The sequence below is a fragment of the Enterobacter sp. 3U4 genome (genome assembly GCF_057224565.1).
The window spans coordinates 704,926-719,966 of record NZ_CP136665.1; the positions used below are offsets into that span (position 1 = coordinate 704,926).

A 15,041-nucleotide genomic window follows, 5' to 3' on the forward strand; every position below is an offset into this window, starting at 1 on the left:
AAGATGATGGCTGAGAACAAATTAAACGTTATTGATTTGCACAAACGCTACGGCGAACATGAAGTGCTGAAAGGGGTGTCGCTGCAGGCGAATGCGGGCGACGTGATCAGTATCATCGGCTCATCCGGCTCGGGTAAAAGTACCTTCCTGCGCTGCATTAACTTCCTCGAAAAGCCGAGCGAAGGCTCGATTGTGGTGAGCGGACAGAACATCAACCTGGTGCGCGACAAAGACGGCCAGCTGAAGGTGGCCGATAAGCACCAGCTGCGCCTGCTGCGTACGCGCCTGACGATGGTGTTCCAGCACTTCAACCTCTGGAGCCACATGACGGTGCTGGAGAACGTGATGGAAGCGCCGATTCAGGTGCTGGGCCTGAGCAAGCAGGAAGCCCGCGAGCGCGCGGTAAAATACCTGGCGAAAGTGGGCATCGACGAGCGCCAGCAGATGAAATACCCGGTGCATCTCTCCGGCGGTCAGCAGCAGCGTGTCTCCATCGCGCGCGCGCTGGCGATGGAGCCCGAGGTGCTGCTGTTCGACGAACCGACTTCCGCGCTCGACCCGGAACTCGTTGGCGAAGTGCTGCGCATCATGCAGAAGCTGGCCGAAGAGGGCAAAACGATGGTGGTAGTGACGCACGAGATGGGCTTCGCCCGTAACGTCTCGAACCACGTGATTTTCCTGCATCAGGGGAAAATTGAAGAGCAGGGGCATCCGGACGAGGTGCTGGCGAACCCGCAAAGCCCGCGTTTGCAGCAGTTCCTGAAGGGGTCTTTGAAGTAGGTTTTGCCTTTCACCCTCTCTCTGTGGAAGAGGGGCGGGGTGAGGGCATCAGACTGCAGTACCGCCCAATCGCCCGGTGGCGCTTCGCTTACCGGGCCTACAAAACCGTAGGCCGGGCAAACGCAGTGCCGCCCGGCATTCAGGCCGCACTACACTCCAGCCGGTACACCCAGTCGTCATAGTGCACGCCGTCAATCTCATACGCTTTTTCCAGCACCTGGATACGCACAAACCCGGCTTTCTCCAGCACCCGCACCGACCCGCCGTTGTCCGCCAGCACGTACGCGTTAATCGCCTTCACGCCGGTTTGGTTAAACGCATAATCACACACCGCGCGCAGCGCCTCGCTGGCGATACCTTTCCCCTGCGCGGCAGGCACAACCGTATAGCCGATATCCGCCTCTTCACGATTCTCAGCGCTAATCTGCAGGCCGATATCGCCCAGCGGCGTATCATCATCCCGGGAGCGAATGACAAACACATGAGCAGCAGCGAGGCGTGCGGCAAACACGCGGCGAGTCTCTTTTTCCGGGGCGATGGCGGCCATGTAGCGCATGATGCTGCGATCTTCACGCAGCGAGCGGAAGAAGGCCCAGTCAGTAGGTTCGAAAGGAGTGAGGTGAAGCCGGGGTGTGGTGATGGTTGCCATTGTTACGCCATATCTTCGGAACATAGCCTGTCACAGTACCATATTCACCGCACCACATCCCCCAGCGCCTCTTCTAATTCATACCAGCGGAACGCAAACCCTGCCGCTTCCAGCCGTTTTGGCAGCGCTCTCTGTCCGCCCAATACCAGCACTGACGCTTCACCCATCAGCAGACGAATGACCGTGGCAGGCACGCGCAATATCGCCGGGCGGTGCAGGGCATGCCCCAGGGCGTGGGCAAACTGTTCATTACGCACCGGATACGGCGCAACCATATTAAACGGCCCGCGCAGATCGTTTTCCAGCAGCCACAGAATCCCGTTGACCATATCGTCAATATGGATCCACGCCATATACTGACGGCCATTACCGATGGGGCCGCCGAGTCCGAGCCTGAAAGGGGGAAGCATCTTAGCCAGAATGCCGCCTTTCGGCGCAAGCACAACGCCGGTCCGCAGCAGACAGACGCGGGTTCGATCGCTCTGCGCCGCACTGGCGATACGCTCCCACTGGGCGCAGAGTTTATGGGTAAACTCGTTATGCGGCGGCTCTTCCTCGGTCACCACCACCTCGCCGAGATCGCCGTAATAGCCCACGGCTGAACCTGAAATCAGTACCGAAGGCGGAGTTTGGCTATTGCGGATCAGCTCGACCAGCTTTTCGGTAATGTTCCACCGGCTGCTGCATAACAGCTGTTTTTGCTCTTCCGTCCAGCGCTTATCGGCGATGGGTTCACCCGCGAGATTAATGACGGCGTCGAAGCCGTCCAGATTTTGCTGCTCGGCCAGATTTTTCCAGATATCGATGCCCGCCCCCAGCACCTGACGCGCCTTCTCCGGGCTGCGCGTGACCACGGTAATGTCGTGATGCAAGGCCTGCAGACGCGCAATGAGGTGACGACCAATCAGGCCTGTCCCGCCGGTCAGCAAAATCTTCATACAACCTCCAGGTTTACGCCTGGCGTCGCCAGCTTAACGTCATGGAGACGGAATCGGCGTAGCGCAGGGCGTGAAGTTTATCGATCTCAACTTCAGCATAAGTGACCCAGTGATGTTCGCGTGCGATATCGAGCACATCCTGAGTTAATTTTTCCAGCAGAGAGAACCGGTTATTCTCCACAAACTGGATAATATTCTTGGTTATTGTGCGGTAGTTCAGCGCGTCGTTGATGTCTTCGCTGGCCCGCGCTTTGTCTGCGGGATAGTGAATCACCACATTAATGACAATATCCTGACGGTTGGCGATCTCTTCCTCTTTGATACCGATGAAGGTACGCAAGCGTAAATTTTTTATACGAATAACAGCATCTGGCTGTGACATTGCAGGTCTTCTCCGTGTCAGTATTTCCTGCTCATAATACATGAGAGGCTCGCAGGCACCCAGCTTCATAGAGGGTTAAATCTGCTGGATTTTTTGCATCGCTCGCTCGGTGGCCGGGCGGGTCCGGATGCGCTCAAACCAGTTGTTCACTGCCGGGTAAGAGGCCAGGTCAATTCGGTGTTTTTCATGCGTATTCACCCACGGCCAACAGGCGATATCGGCAATACTGTAATGATCGCCCCCGAGCCACGGCGTTTTCTTCAGCCGACGGTTCAGAACGTCATAGAGCCGCTGCGTCTCGACCTGATAGCGTTCTATCGCGTAAGGAATGGGCTGCGGGGCGTATGCGGTAAAGTGATGATTTTGACCCAGCATGGGGCCCAGCCCGCTCGCCTGCCAGAAAAGCCACTGCAGGGTATGATGACGCTCACGCAGCTCGCCGCTCAGCAGTTTGCCGGTTTTCTCCGCCAGATAGAGCAAAATCTCACCGGATTCAAACAGGCTCAGCGGTCTGCCCCCGTCCGCCGGCTGGTTATCAATAATGGCCGGGATTTTGTTATTCGGCGAGATAGCCAGAAAAAGAGGGCTGAACTGTTCGCCTTTGCTGATATCCACGCGAATGATCCTGTAATCCAGCTCGGCTTCTTCAAGAAAGAGGGTGATCTTATGGCCGTTTGGGGTAGGGGCGTAATAAAGGTCGATCATTCTCAACTCCTGTCCATGCGAAGAGTGGTGCCATGACAAATGAGTATAGGTGGTTGTTGTAAATCGTGAGTTTTCATCAAGTGACAGCGAGGCAAAGAGATTATATGTTGAGTAAAAACCGATCAGCCTATGAGGATGTTATGAACCAGCCCGTCATCACGTTGTGGTCCGATGCGAATTTCTTTTCTCCCTATGTTATGAGCGTATACGTTGCGCTGGCCGAAAAAGGGCTCACTTTTACGCTAAAGACCGTTGATCTTGACGGTGGTGAACATCTTAAACCGCAGTGGCAGGGCTACGACCTGACCCGACGCGTGCCGGTGCTGGAGATTGATGGATTTGCTCTGAGCGAATCGTCGGCAATTGATGAATATCTGGAAGATCGGTTCGCGCCGCCCGAGTGGGAGCGCATCTATCCTCACGACCTGCAAAAACGCGCGCGGGCGCGGCAGATCCAGGCGTGGCTGCGAAGCGATCTGGTGCCGATTCGCGTGGAGCGCTCGACGGACGTTGTGTTTGCCGGGGTTAAAAAACCAGCGCTCAGCGCAGAAGGCCGTGAAAGCGCGCAAAAACTGATTGAAACCGCCACCTCGCTCCTCGACCACGGCAACCCGAACCTGTTCGGCGAGTGGTGCATTGCTGATGCAGATCTGGCGTTGATGCTAAACCGCCTGATCCTCAACGGCGATGAGATGCCGCAGCTGCTGGTGGATTATGCCGCGTTTCAGTGGCAGCGTGCCTCCGTGCAGCGCTATGTGGCACTCTCGGCTAAGCGCGCGGGCTGATAAGCCATGCCGCTTCAGGTATGATGGGGGCAGTCTGTTTTCCCGAGGAGTGACTGATGAAACTGATGTTTGCGTCGGATATCCATGGATCGCTGCCCGCTACCGAGCGTGTCCTTTCCCTGTTTGCACAAAGCGGTGCGCAGTGGCTGATTATTTTGGGGGACGTGCTCAATCACGGCCCGCGCAACGCGCTGCCGGAAGGCTATGCCCCTGCGCAGGTCGCGGAAAAGCTTAACCCGTACGCCTCGCGCATCATCGCCGTTCGCGGCAACTGCGACAGCGAAGTGGACCAGATGCTGCTGCATTTTCCCCTTACCGCACCGTGGCAACAGGTGCTGCTGGAACAAAGCCGTCTGTTCCTGACGCACGGGCATCTTTTTAGCCCGGATAATCTCCCGGCGCTCGCGGCTGGCGATGTCCTGGTTTACGGTCATACTCATATTCCGGTTGCTGAAAAGCGCGGTGAGATTTATCACTTTAACCCGGGTTCGGTCAGCATACCGAAAGGCGGCTATCCTGCGAGCTATGGCCTGCTGGATGGAAATACCCTGAGCGTTATCGCACTTAATGATCAGCAAGTTATTGCGCAGGTAGCGATTAATCCGTAAGTTACACCTCAACTGCAAACGCGCCGAAAGAGCGCTTAGAAGAGAAGGTTTCCCGATGGTGGAGCAGAGTCATTTGGCAAGTACAGAGTGGGTTGACATTGTCAGCGAAGAGAATGAAGTGATCGCGCAGGCCAGCCGCGAACAAATGCGTGCGGAGCGTTTACGTCACCGCGCAACGTATATCGTTGTGCATGACGGGATGGGCAAAATTCTGGTCCAGCGCCGCACGGACACCAAAGATTTTCTCCCGGGTATGCTGGATGCCACCGCAGGCGGTGTTGTCCAGGCTGATGAAGTGCTGCTGGATTCCGCGCGTCGAGAAGCAGAAGAAGAGTTAGGCATCGCCGGAGTGCCGTTTGCCGAGCACGGTCAGTTCTATTTCGAAGACGAAAACTGCCGCGTCTGGGGCGGGCTGTTTAGCTGCGTTTCTCACGGCCCGTTCGCCCTGCAGGAAGAAGAAGTGAGCGAAGTCAGCTGGATGACGCCGGAAGAGATCACCGCGCGCTGCGATGAGTTTACGCCGGATTCATTAAAAGCGCTGGCGCTGTGGATGACCCGCAACGCCAAAAACGAATCGACCAAATCAGAGAAAGAGGAAGAGGCTGAGTAAGCTTCAGCAGCTCTCTCTCAGACAAAGACTGGACGCGATGGGCTTTTGATCGCGCCAGTCACCGTCATTCAGACGCTCCAGCAATGCTTTCCCGGCTTCAATTCCAATCTTACGATGCGGCACCGCCATGGTCGTCAGCGGCGGCTGACAGACGCGGCTCACGTCGCTATCGCCAAAGCCTACTACCGCCAGATCGTCCGGCACCTTGATTCGCCTGCGCTGGCACTCGTAAAGCGCGCCGCAGGCCAGCTCGTCAGAGACGCATACCAGCGCATCCAGCTCCGGCCAGGCCAGCAGAAATTCGGGCAGCTGTGCTGCACCGGTCGAGAAGCTCGGCGACATCGCCGCGTTAATGACCCGGTTTGGCGACATATGGTGGCGAAGCATGGCTTTGTACCAGCCCTGCAGATGCTGCTGGAAAATCCACTGCTCCTGGTTGGCGCACAGCAGGCCAATATTTTGATAGCCGCGCTTAATCACCATTTCCGTGAGTTCATACATGGCCGCTACGTTATCAATTCCGATATTCATATCAATCGGATCGGCGCGCATGGCACCCATCTCCATCACCGGAATAGACGCATTTTTCAGCCAGTGGCGAACGGTGTCGGTATGTTCAACGCTGAGCAGGATAGCGGCGGCAATATTCGACGCCAGCAGCGTCTCCAGCAATTTCTCCTCTTGCTCTAGACGATGCTGGGATTCAGCCAGCATGATTTGATACCCGGCAGGCTGCAGTACCTGCTGTAGCCCGGCAAACATCTCCGAGCATCCGGCTTCGGAGAGATTAGGCACCACCATCGCGATCGTCCATGACGACGCCGAGGCCAGCGCGCTGGCGGCAAGATTAGGCATATAACCCAGCTCCTGCACGGCAGCTTCAATTTTTTCTCGTAGTTTATCGGAAACCTGTTCGGGAGTGCGGAGTGCACGGGACACGGTCATCGTGCCCACACCGGCAAGCTGTGCGACATCGGCGAGTGTCACTTTACCAGTACTGCGCCGTTTTCGGGTTAGAGACATACACCTTCCTGCTGACCAGACGCGTTCTTCATTTCCTTCGCTTCACGTGACAGGCAGTATACGCCTTAAATCCCTTTTTTTGCTGTGATTTAGCGCCGTGATTGCAATTTGATAGCGCTATCACATTTCTGCATGTTAAAGATTGGTAGCGCTATCTTTGTGATCCCGATCGCAGTCATCCAGCGATGTGTTGAATAAAGTTTGCTCATCTTTAGCGTGTAGCGGGAGTGAAAAGTGCTCAAAAAATGGATATATGATACAACCATCGCGCTGCAGGATAGCGTGGAAAACTGGCCGCAGGCGCTGGAGCTGTGCGCGAAGCCGCTGCTGGATATGCAGGTGATTGGGCCTGAATACGTCACGGCCATCATCCAGCAGCACCACACGTTAGGACCTTATTATGTGCTGGCACCAGGGCTGGCGATGCCGCATGCGCGGCCGGAGGAAGGAGCCAAAGGACTGGGGTTGTCTTTATTAAAACTAAAACAGGGCGTCTCGTTTGGTGCCGGTGAGTTTGACCCTGTCGATGTCGTTATTATGCTCGCGGCGCCGGACAAACATAGCCATATCGAAATGATATCCGCACTCGCAGAATTATTTTCCAGCGACGAGGATATGGAGAAACTGCATCAGGCGAATACCCTGGAGGAAATTAAAACGATTATTAACCGCTTCTGATTTAATTCTTTAATCCGGTTTTTCACAACATTACGCGTCAGCGTGATGGGGCGTACTCTACTCAAAATAAGGGGACATCAATGAAAATCATGGCTATTTGCGGTTCTGGCCTGGGCAGTAGTTTTATGGTCGAAATGAATATTAAAAAGGTGCTCAAAAAGCTGGAGATTGAAGCTGAAGTTGAACACTCCGATCTCTCCTCGGCCACACCCGGCGCGGCCGATCTGTTCGTGATGGCAAAAGACATTGCCGCCAGCGCCAGCGTGCCGGAAAGCCAGCTGGTAGTGATCAACAACATCATCGACATCAACGAACTTGAAGCGCAGCTGCGCGCCTGGTTCGACAGACAATAACCCTGATAAGGCGAGGTGGATATGTTTATCCTTGAAACGCTGAATTTCGTTGTTGATATTTTAAAAGTCCCTTCGGTGCTGGTGGGTTTAATTGCGTTAATCGGTCTGGTTGCGCAGAAAAAAGCGTTTTCCGACGTGGTGAAAGGAACCATTAAAACCATCCTGGGCTTTATTGTACTGGGCGGCGGCGCCACGGTGCTGGTCGGGTCATTAAATCCATTAGGCGGTATGTTTGAACACGCCTTTACTATCCAGGGCATTATTCCAAACAATGAAGCGATAGTGTCCATTGCGCTGGAAAAGTACGGTGCAGCGACCGCGCTTATTATGGCCTTCGGGATGGTGGCGAATATTATCGTCGCACGCTTTACCCGCCTGAAGTATATCTTCCTGACCGGACACCACACGTTTTATATGGCGTGCATGATTGGCGTGATCCTGACGGTGGCGGGCTTTGAGGGCGTGGGGCTGGTCTTTACCGGGTCACTGATCCTCGGCCTGATCATGGCCTTCTTCCCGGCGATTGCGCAGCGCTACATGAAGCGCATTACCGGCAACGATGAGATTGCCTTCGGCCACTTCGGCACGCTGGGCTACGTGCTGTCCGGCTGGATTGGCAGCAAGGTTGGCAAAGGTTCCCGCTCAACCGAAGAGATGAACCTGCCGAAGAACCTGAGCTTCCTTCGCGACAGCTCGATCTCCATCTCTCTGACCATGATGATTATCTACCTGATCATGGCGGTGAGCGCCGGACGCGAGTACGTCGAGGCCACCTTCAGCGCCGGTCAGAACTATCTCGTCTACGCCATCATCATGGCGATCACCTTCGCGGCGGGCGTGTTCATCATCCTGCAGGGCGTACGCCTGATTCTTGCTGAAATCGTCCCGGCCTTTACCGGATTCTCCGAAAAACTGGTGCCGAACGCGCGTCCTGCGCTGGACTGCCCGGTGGTCTATCCCTATGCGCCAAACGCGGTGCTGATTGGCTTTCTGTTCAGCTTCCTCGGCGGGATTGTGGGGTTGTTCATCTGCGGTCAGTTTAGCTGGGTGCTGATCCTCCCGGGCGTGGTGCCGCACTTCTTCACCGGCGCAACGGCGGGCGTGTTCGGAAACGCCACCGGCGGACGTCGCGGGGCAATGATTGGCGCCTTTGCTAACGGCCTGCTGATCACCTTCCTGCCGGTCCTGCTGCTGCCGGTGCTGGGCGCCATTGGCTTTGCGAACACCACCTTCTCTGACGCCGACTTCGGCGCTGTCGGGATTGTCCTCGGCAACCTGGCGCGCTTCCTGTCGCCGCTTGCCATCACCGGGCTGGTTGTGGCGCTGTTCGCGCTGCTGGTGGCGTACAACGTCTTCGCGAAAAACAAACCTGCGGGCGGTAACGCGCAGGAAAACACCGGAGCCAAATCATGAATGAGAAAGAGATAACCGAACTCGCGCGTCAGATCCGTCTTGAGACGCTGAAATCCCTGACGCAGCTGGGCTTTGGCCACTATGGCGGCAGTATGTCGGTGGTCGAAACCCTGGCCGTGCTGTACGGCACGGTGATGAAAATCGACCCGGCGGATCCGGACTGGCCGGAGCGAGACTACTTTGTCCTGTCGAAAGGCCATGCGGGTCCGGCGCTCTACAGCACGCTGGCGATCAAGGGCTACTTCCCGGTGGAAGAGCTGAGCACCCTGAACCAGAACGGCACGCGCCTGCCAAGCCACCCGGACCGTCTGAAAACGCGCGGCGTAGACGCCACCACCGGTTCGCTGGGGCAGGGGATCTCAATTGCTGGCGGTATGGCGCTGTCGCACAGGCTGGCGGGGCGACCGAATCGGGTCTTCTGCATCGTCGGCGACGGCGAGCTGAACGAGGGACAGTGCTGGGAGGCGTTCCAGTTTATTGCCCACCATCGCCTGAACAACCTGACGGTATTTGTCGACTGGAACAAACAGCAGCTCGACGGCGAGCTGGACGAAATCATCAGCGCGTTTGACCTGGAGGGCAAATTCCGCGCCTTTGGCTTTGACGTGGCCACGGTGAAGGGCGACGACATTCCGGGTTTGTTGGCGCTAACGTCTCGGGTCCCCAAGGCCGATGCGCGTCCGTTAATCGTCATCCTCGACAGTATCAAAGGCCAGGGGGTGCCGTATCTGGAGCAGCTCAGCAACTCGCACCACCTGCGGTTGACCGCGGAGAGCAAAGCGGCTCTCAACGAGACGATTCGCCAACTGGAGGCTTCACATGATTAAGGTTGCACCGGCAGGACAGAAAGACGCCGTTGAGATGCGTAAAGTCTACGCTGGCTTCGTGGCAAAACAGATTGAGACCGGAAGTGACATCATTGCGCTCGAAGCAGACCTGATGAGCTCGATGGCAATGGACGGCGTGGCGCGCGATTATCCGCAGCACGTGATTAACTGTGGCATTATGGAAGCCAACGTCATCGGCACGGCAGCCGGGCTGTCGCTTACCGGACGCAAGCCGTTCGTTCACACCTTCACCGCCTTTGCCAGCCGCCGCTGCTTTGACCAGCTGTTTATGTCCCTGGACTATCAGCGCAACAACGTGAAGGTGATTGCCTCAGACGCGGGCGTGACGGCCTGCCACAACGGCGGCACGCACATGTCGTTTGAGGATATGGGCATCGTGCGCGGTCTGGCACACTCGGTGGTGCTGGAGGTCACCGACGCGATGATGTTCGAGGACGTGCTGCGCCAGCTTATCGACCTCCAGGGCTTCTACTGGGTACGTACCATCCGTAAGCAGGCGCCGAGCGTGTATGCGCCTGGCTCAACCTTCACCATCGGAAAAGGCAACGTGCTGCGCGAAGGAACCGATATCACCCTGATTGCCAATGGCATCATGGTGTCGGAAGCGCTGGAAGCGGCGCGCCAGCTTGAGCAGGAGGGCGTCAGCGCGGCGGTCATCGACATGTTTACCCTCAAGCCCATCGACCGGATGCTGGTGAAAAACTACGCCGAGAAAACCGGGCGCATCGTCACCTGTGAAAACCACAGCATTCACAACGGGCTGGGGTCGGCGGTAGCGGAAGTGCTGGTGGAAACCTGCCCGGTGCCGATGCGGCGGGTGGGCGTTAAGGAGCGTTATGGCCAGGTGGGGACGCAGGATTTTCTGCAGAAAGAGTATGGCCTGACGGCACATGACATTGTATCGGCGGCGCGCGAGCTGCTGTGAATAAAAAAGGCGACCGGTTTAGTGGTCGCCTTTTTGTTGCCCGGTGGCGCTCGCGCTTACCGGGCCTACGGTCCTGTAGGCCGGATAAGCGAAGCGCCATCCGGCAAGACCTTACAATTACTGCTGCTGCGAAGACTGGATCGCCGTCAGCGCGATGGTGTAGACGATATCGTCTACCAGTGCGCCACGAGACAGGTCGTTCACAGGTTTACGCATGCCCTGCAGCATTGGCCCGATGGAGATCAGGTCGGCAGAACGCTGTACCGCTTTGTAGGTGGTGTTACCGGTGTTCAGATCCGGGAAGATGAACACGGTAGCGCGACCTGCAACCGGAGAGTTCGGCGCTTTGGATTTCGCAACGTCGGCCATGACCGCGGCGTCGTACTGCAGCGGGCCGTCGATCATCAGGTCAGGACGTTTTTCCTGAGCCAGACGGGTCGCTTCGCGCACTTTCTCTACGTCGCTACCTGCACCAGAGGTACCGGTGGAGTAGGAGAGCATCGCCACGCGCGGTTCGATACCGAAGGCAATCGCGGAGTCCGCGGACTGGATAGCGATTTCTGCCAGCTGTTCTGCGGTTGGATCCGGGTTGATCGCGCAGTCGCCGTAAACGTAAACCTGTTCAGGCAGCAGCATAAAGAACACGGAAGAAACCAGAGAGCTGCCCGGTGCAGTTTTGATCAGCTGCAGCGGTGGACGGATGGTGTTCGCCGTGGTGTGAACCGCACCGGAAACCAGACCGTCAACTTCGTCCTGCTCCAGCATCAGCGTGCCCAGCACCACGTTGTCTTCCAGCTGCTCGCGCGCAACGGCTTCGGTCATGCCCTTGCTCTTACGCAGCTCAACCAGACGGGCAACGTAGCTTTCGCGAACCACTTCAGGGTCAACGATTTCGATGCCAGCGCCCAGCTCAACGCCCTGAGAGGCCGCTACGCGGTTGATCTCATCCGGGTTACCCAGCAGCACACAGGTCGCGATGCCGCGCTCTGCGCAGATGGCAGCCGCTTTAACGGTACGTGGTTCGTCGCCTTCTGGCAGAACAACGCGTTTGCCCGCTTTACGCGCCAGCTCGGTCAGCTGGTAACGGAATGCTGGAGGAGACAGACGGCGGCTGCGCTCGGAGGTCGCAGTCAGGGATTCGATCCAGTCTGCGTTGATGTAGCCGGCAACGTATTCCTGAACTTTCTCGATACGCTCGTGGTCATCAACCGGCACTTCCAGGTTGAAGCTCTGCAGGCTCAGGGAGGTCTGCCAGGTATTGGTGTTCACCATGAAGACCGGCAGGCCGGTGGCGAACGCGCGTTCGCACAGCTTGCTGACGCGCGGGTCCATCTCGTAGGCACCGGTCAGCAGGATCGCACCGATTTCCACGCCGTTCATTGCGGCCAGGCAGGCTGCAACCAGCACGTCAGGACGGTCTGCGGAGGTCACCAGCAGGGAACCTGCGCGGAAGTGTTCCAGCATGTGCGGAATGCTACGCGCACAGAAGGTCACGGACTTCACGCGGCGGGTGTTGATGTCGCCTTCGTTAACGATGGTGGCGTTCAGGTGACGCGCCATGTCGATTGCTCGGGTGGCAATCAGATCGAAGCTCCATGGCACCGCGCCCAGAACTGGAAGCGGGCTGGATTCCTGCAGCTTAGCCGGGTCAACTTTGATGACTTTCGCTTTGGAAGAGTCGTCGAAGATCTCGGACAGGTCAGGGCGAGTACGGCCCTGCTCATCCACTGGCGCGTTCAGCTTGTTGACGATCACGCCGGTGATGTTGGTGTTTTTCGCGCCGCCGAAGCTGCTGCGCGTCAGCTCGATACGCTCGTTCAGCTGCTCTGGGGTGTCGGTGCCCTGAGACATCACGAAAACGATCTCTGCGTTCAGGGTTTTCGCGATTTCAAAGTTCAGAGACTGGGCAAACTGGTGTTTGCGCGTCGGGACCAGACCTTCAACCAGCACCACTTCCGCGTCTTGCGCGTTGGCATGGTAGTTGGCGATGATCTCTTCCATCAGCACGTCTTTCTGGTTGCTGGACAGCAGAGATTCAACGTGGCTCATCTTCAGCGGTTCAGCCGCTGGCAGATTGGAGTTCTTGCGAACGATGGTGGTGGTCTGGTCTGGCGCATCGCCACCGGCACGCGGTTGGGCGATTGGCTTAAAGACGCTCAGACGAACGCCTTTGCGTTCCATAGCACGGATAACGCCAAGGCTGACGCTGGTCAGGCCGACGCTGGTTCCGGTAGGGATCAGCATAATAGTACGGGACACGGTTTATCCTCTTTCGTTACCGCCCAAATGGGGCGGGTTACAAAACAGCACCGCCAGCATTGCTGGCGGTGTGGAATCAGGCAGTCAGGCGGTGCGCGTCTTGCGCGATGACCAGTTCTTCGTTAGTTGGGATAACGAGAGCAGGGCGGGTGCCTTCTTTGTTGATGAACCCAGACTTGCCGAAGCGGGCAGCCAGGTTACGCTCGTGATCAACTTCGAAGCCCAGAACGCCCAGTTTGCCCAGGGACAGTTCACGGACCATTGCCGCGTTCTCACCGATACCACCGGTGAAGATAACCGCGTCCAGACGGCCTTCCATCAGCGCGGTGTAAGAGCCGATGTACTTCGCCAGACGGTGGCAGTAAACGTCCATTGCACGTTTAGCGTCTTCTTTCTCAGCGTAGTTGTCTTCAACGTAACGGCAGTCGCTGGTGACTTCGGTCAGACCCAGCAGGCCAGACTCTTTGGTCAGCATTTTGTTGATCTGGTCAACGCTCATACCCAGGGTGTCGTGCAGGTGGAAGATGATCGCCGGATCGATGTCACCGGAACGGGTACCCATCACCAGACCTTCCAGCGGGGTCAGACCCATGGAGGTATCAACACATTTACCGTTGCGGATAGCAGAAACAGAACCACCGTTGCCCAGGTGGCAGGTGATGATGTTCAGTTCTTCAACCGGCTTGTTCAGGACTTTTGCGGCTTCCTGAGTCACATAGAAGTGGCTGGTGCCGTGCGCGCCGTAACGACGTACGCCGTGTTCTTTGTACAGGCTGTACGGCAGGGCATAGAGGTAAGACTCTTCCGGCATGGTCTGATGGAACGCGGTGTCAAACACGGCCACGTTTTTGTCTTTCAGATTCGGGAAGGATTTCAGCGCTTCAGCGATACCGATCAGGTGAGCCGGGTTGTGCAGCGGTGCGAAGGACGCAGAGTCCTTGATGCCCTGGATCACAGATTCGTCGATGACGACGGAGCTGGTGTATTTTTCGCCGCCGTGGACGATACGGTGACCAATCGCAGTCAGCTGAGCAGACAGTTCTGGTTTTTGTGCCAGAATAGTGTTAACGATAAAGTTCAGCGCTTCACTGTGAGCGGCGCCTGCACCTAAAGCCGCTTCTTGTTTGCTGCCGTCCATCTTCCACTTGATACGTGCTTCAGGCAGATGGAAACATTCGGCCAAACCAGAGAGGTATTCGTCACCGTTGAGCGCATCGATGATGGCGAATTTCAGTGAGGAGCTACCGCAGTTCAGAACCAGTACTAACTTACTCGACATGGAAGTACCTATTATTGATACGTGGCTAAAAAAACGTCAGTGAGTCTAACAGCGTAACGCATGACGACTCAGACATTTATGATTAACATCATGCCAAACGAACATTGTGGCATGATGAAAGAAATAACTATGATTTTATGCCATTTTGCACAATTTTCAGCCAATGGCATAATATGCAATAATTTGACGAGTTAATGATTCTCGTCTATGGCCCTATCAGGCTGGCACAGGATACCCGATACGGGGTAGAGATGACAAAATATTTTGAACGTTGTCATAGCTTGTTGTGGTTTTGCACGAAAATTTTAATTTTTATATGTGAAGTTGAGGTACAGCCATGTCGACACCAGAGAACCCGTCCGTAAATTTCTTCAGTCTGTTTCGTCGGGGACAGCATTACGCAAAGACGTGGCCGATGGAAAAGCGCCTTGCGCCTATGTTCATTGAGAATCGCACCATCCGCGCCACGCGCTACGCGATTCGCTTTATGCCGCCTGTCGCTGTCTTTACGCTGTGCTGGCAGATTGCGTTGGGCGGGCAGCTTGGCCCCGCGGTCGCGACGGCGCTCTTCGCGTTAAGCCTGCCTATGCAGGGCCTGTGGTGGTTAGGTAAACGCTCCATCACCCCACTTCCCCCTTCTATTTTACACTGGTTTTATGAAGTGCGCGGAAAACTGGAGGAGGCCGGACAGGCGCTCGCCCCGGTTGAAGGCAAGCCGGATTACCAGGCGCTGGCGGACACGTTAAATCGTGCTTTTAAGCAACTGGATAAAACATTCCTCGATGATTTGTGATTGATCATCGAAA

General features: G+C 56.4%; 17 protein-coding genes. 10 read left to right on the top strand and 7 right to left on the bottom strand.

Features of this window, described 5'->3' with window-relative positions:
- The first annotated feature begins 6 nt into the window (after positions 1 to 6).
- Positions 7 to 780 carry a histidine ABC transporter ATP-binding protein HisP gene (gene hisP, locus RVY89_RS03380; RefSeq protein WP_023312558.1) on the top strand — a complete coding sequence of 258 codons (774 nt, stop codon included), beginning with the start codon at positions 7 to 9 and terminating at the stop codon, positions 778 to 780.
- A 139-nt stretch (positions 781 to 919) separates the two neighbouring features.
- Here hisP and RVY89_RS03385 read toward each other — a convergent pair whose 3' ends face one another.
- The 4 genes from RVY89_RS03385 to yfcG form a co-directional block, all read right to left on the bottom strand.
- On the bottom strand, positions 920 to 1,429 hold the full coding sequence (locus tag RVY89_RS03385) for a GNAT family N-acetyltransferase (RefSeq protein WP_484826900.1): 510 nt from the start codon (positions 1,427 to 1,429) through the stop codon (positions 920 to 922).
- A gap of 44 nt (positions 1,430 to 1,473) precedes the next feature.
- A complete protein-coding gene (locus tag RVY89_RS03390) occupies positions 1,474 to 2,367 on the bottom strand; it encodes a TIGR01777 family oxidoreductase (RefSeq protein ID WP_484826901.1) in 894 nt (297 codons plus the stop codon).
- Between the two features lie 13 nt (positions 2,368 to 2,380).
- Entirely contained in the window at positions 2,381 to 2,749 is a 369-nt protein-coding gene (folX, locus tag RVY89_RS03395; protein ID WP_395304324.1) for a dihydroneopterin triphosphate 2'-epimerase, read from the bottom strand.
- A gap of 75 nt (positions 2,750 to 2,824) precedes the next feature.
- Positions 2,825 to 3,454 carry a GSH-dependent disulfide bond oxidoreductase gene (yfcG, locus tag RVY89_RS03400; protein WP_032646621.1) on the bottom strand — a complete coding sequence of 210 codons (630 nt, stop codon included), beginning with the start codon at positions 3,452 to 3,454 and terminating at the stop codon, positions 2,825 to 2,827.
- A gap of 140 nt (positions 3,455 to 3,594) precedes the next feature.
- Between yfcG and yfcF the strand changes: the two genes are divergently transcribed.
- Genes yfcF through yfcD form a run of 3 tightly spaced genes read left to right on the top strand, consistent with a single transcriptional unit; the run spans position 3,595 to position 5,457 of the window.
- Positions 3,595 to 4,239: a glutathione transferase gene (gene yfcF, locus RVY89_RS03405; RefSeq protein ID WP_484826902.1), complete on the top strand. Its 645-nt coding sequence runs from the start codon at positions 3,595 to 3,597 to the stop codon at positions 4,237 to 4,239.
- Between the two features lie 56 nt (positions 4,240 to 4,295).
- The gene (gene yfcE, locus RVY89_RS03410) at positions 4,296 to 4,847 is read left to right on the top strand and encodes a phosphodiesterase (protein ID WP_484826903.1); all 552 of its coding nucleotides are present in this window, start codon (positions 4,296 to 4,298) and stop codon (positions 4,845 to 4,847) included.
- Between the two features lie 55 nt (positions 4,848 to 4,902).
- Positions 4,903 to 5,457, top strand: coding sequence for an NUDIX hydrolase YfcD (gene yfcD / locus RVY89_RS03415; RefSeq protein ID WP_023312551.1), 555 nt, complete (start codon positions 4,903 to 4,905; stop codon positions 5,455 to 5,457).
- Positions 5,458 to 5,460: 3 nt separating this feature from the next.
- On the opposite strand, the gene RVY89_RS03420 is transcribed toward yfcD, so the two are convergent.
- Positions 5,461 to 6,480: a LacI family DNA-binding transcriptional regulator gene (locus RVY89_RS03420; protein ID WP_023336415.1), complete on the bottom strand. Its 1,020-nt coding sequence runs from the start codon at positions 6,478 to 6,480 to the stop codon at positions 5,461 to 5,463.
- Between the two features lie 234 nt (positions 6,481 to 6,714).
- Here RVY89_RS03420 and RVY89_RS03425 point away from each other — a divergent pair, with 234 nt between their 5' ends.
- The 5 genes from RVY89_RS03425 (at position 6,715) to RVY89_RS03445 (ending at position 10,697) form a co-directional block, all read left to right on the top strand.
- Complete coding sequence (locus RVY89_RS03425) at positions 6,715 to 7,158, top strand: PTS sugar transporter subunit IIA (RefSeq protein WP_484826904.1); 444 nt, start codon at positions 6,715 to 6,717, stop codon at positions 7,156 to 7,158.
- A gap of 80 nt (positions 7,159 to 7,238) precedes the next feature.
- On the top strand, positions 7,239 to 7,511 hold the full coding sequence (locus RVY89_RS03430) for a PTS sugar transporter subunit IIB (RefSeq protein ID WP_023336413.1): 273 nt from the start codon (positions 7,239 to 7,241) through the stop codon (positions 7,509 to 7,511).
- 21 nt (positions 7,512 to 7,532) lie between these two features.
- Positions 7,533 to 8,924, top strand: a complete 1,392-nt coding sequence (locus RVY89_RS03435; RefSeq protein WP_023617386.1) for a PTS ascorbate transporter subunit IIC — start codon at positions 7,533 to 7,535, stop codon at positions 8,922 to 8,924.
- The gene (locus RVY89_RS03440) at positions 8,921 to 9,751 is read left to right on the top strand and encodes a transketolase (protein ID WP_484826905.1); all 831 of its coding nucleotides are present in this window, start codon (positions 8,921 to 8,923) and stop codon (positions 9,749 to 9,751) included. The genes RVY89_RS03435 and RVY89_RS03440 overlap by 4 nt, the downstream gene beginning before the upstream one ends.
- Positions 9,744 to 10,697, top strand: coding sequence for a transketolase family protein (locus RVY89_RS03445; protein ID WP_484826906.1), 954 nt, complete (start codon positions 9,744 to 9,746; stop codon positions 10,695 to 10,697). Before RVY89_RS03440 ends, RVY89_RS03445 begins: the two co-directional genes overlap by 8 nt.
- A 117-nt stretch (positions 10,698 to 10,814) precedes the next feature.
- Here RVY89_RS03445 and pta read toward each other — a convergent pair whose 3' ends face one another.
- A complete protein-coding gene (gene pta, locus RVY89_RS03450; protein WP_047174245.1) occupies positions 10,815 to 12,956 on the bottom strand; it encodes a phosphate acetyltransferase in 2,142 nt (713 codons plus the stop codon).
- Between the two features lie 76 nt (positions 12,957 to 13,032).
- Positions 13,033 to 14,235 carry an acetate kinase gene (ackA, locus tag RVY89_RS03455; RefSeq protein WP_063145415.1) on the bottom strand — a complete coding sequence of 401 codons (1,203 nt, stop codon included), beginning with the start codon at positions 14,233 to 14,235 and terminating at the stop codon, positions 13,033 to 13,035.
- A gap of 337 nt (positions 14,236 to 14,572) precedes the next feature.
- Between ackA and yfbV the strand changes: the two genes are divergently transcribed.
- Entirely contained in the window at positions 14,573 to 15,028 is a 456-nt protein-coding gene (gene yfbV / locus RVY89_RS03460) for a terminus macrodomain insulation protein YfbV (RefSeq protein ID WP_484826907.1), read from the top strand.
- Positions 15,029 to 15,041: the final 13 nt, after the last annotated feature.

Excerpts from the sequence above, each read along its gene's own strand:
- hisP (WP_023312558.1), top strand. The coding sequence starts at position 7 with ATGGCTGAGAACAAATTAAACGTTATTGATTTGCACAAACGCTACGGC.
- RVY89_RS03385 (WP_484826900.1), bottom strand. The coding sequence starts at position 1,429 with ATGGCAACCATCACCACACCCCGGCTTCACCTCACTCCTTTCGAACCT.
- RVY89_RS03390 (WP_484826901.1), bottom strand. The coding sequence starts at position 2,367 with ATGAAGATTTTGCTGACCGGCGGGACAGGCCTGATTGGTCGTCACCTC.
- folX (WP_395304324.1), bottom strand. The coding sequence starts at position 2,749 with ATGTCACAGCCAGATGCTGTTATTCGTATAAAAAATTTACGCTTGCGT.
- yfcG (WP_032646621.1), bottom strand. The coding sequence starts at position 3,454 with ATGATCGACCTTTATTACGCCCCTACCCCAAACGGCCATAAGATCACC.
- yfcF (WP_484826902.1), top strand. The coding sequence starts at position 3,595 with ATGAACCAGCCCGTCATCACGTTGTGGTCCGATGCGAATTTCTTTTCT.
- yfcE (WP_484826903.1), top strand. The coding sequence starts at position 4,296 with ATGAAACTGATGTTTGCGTCGGATATCCATGGATCGCTGCCCGCTACC.
- yfcD (WP_023312551.1), top strand. The coding sequence starts at position 4,903 with ATGGTGGAGCAGAGTCATTTGGCAAGTACAGAGTGGGTTGACATTGTC.
- RVY89_RS03420 (WP_023336415.1), bottom strand. The coding sequence starts at position 6,480 with ATGTCTCTAACCCGAAAACGGCGCAGTACTGGTAAAGTGACACTCGCC.
- RVY89_RS03430 (WP_023336413.1), top strand. The coding sequence starts at position 7,239 with ATGAAAATCATGGCTATTTGCGGTTCTGGCCTGGGCAGTAGTTTTATG.
- RVY89_RS03435 (WP_023617386.1), top strand. The coding sequence starts at position 7,533 with ATGTTTATCCTTGAAACGCTGAATTTCGTTGTTGATATTTTAAAAGTC.
- RVY89_RS03440 (WP_484826905.1), top strand. The coding sequence starts at position 8,921 with ATGAATGAGAAAGAGATAACCGAACTCGCGCGTCAGATCCGTCTTGAG.
- RVY89_RS03445 (WP_484826906.1), top strand. The coding sequence starts at position 9,744 with ATGATTAAGGTTGCACCGGCAGGACAGAAAGACGCCGTTGAGATGCGT.
- ackA (WP_063145415.1), bottom strand. The coding sequence starts at position 14,235 with ATGTCGAGTAAGTTAGTACTGGTTCTGAACTGCGGTAGCTCCTCACTG.
- yfbV (WP_484826907.1), top strand. The coding sequence starts at position 14,573 with ATGTCGACACCAGAGAACCCGTCCGTAAATTTCTTCAGTCTGTTTCGT.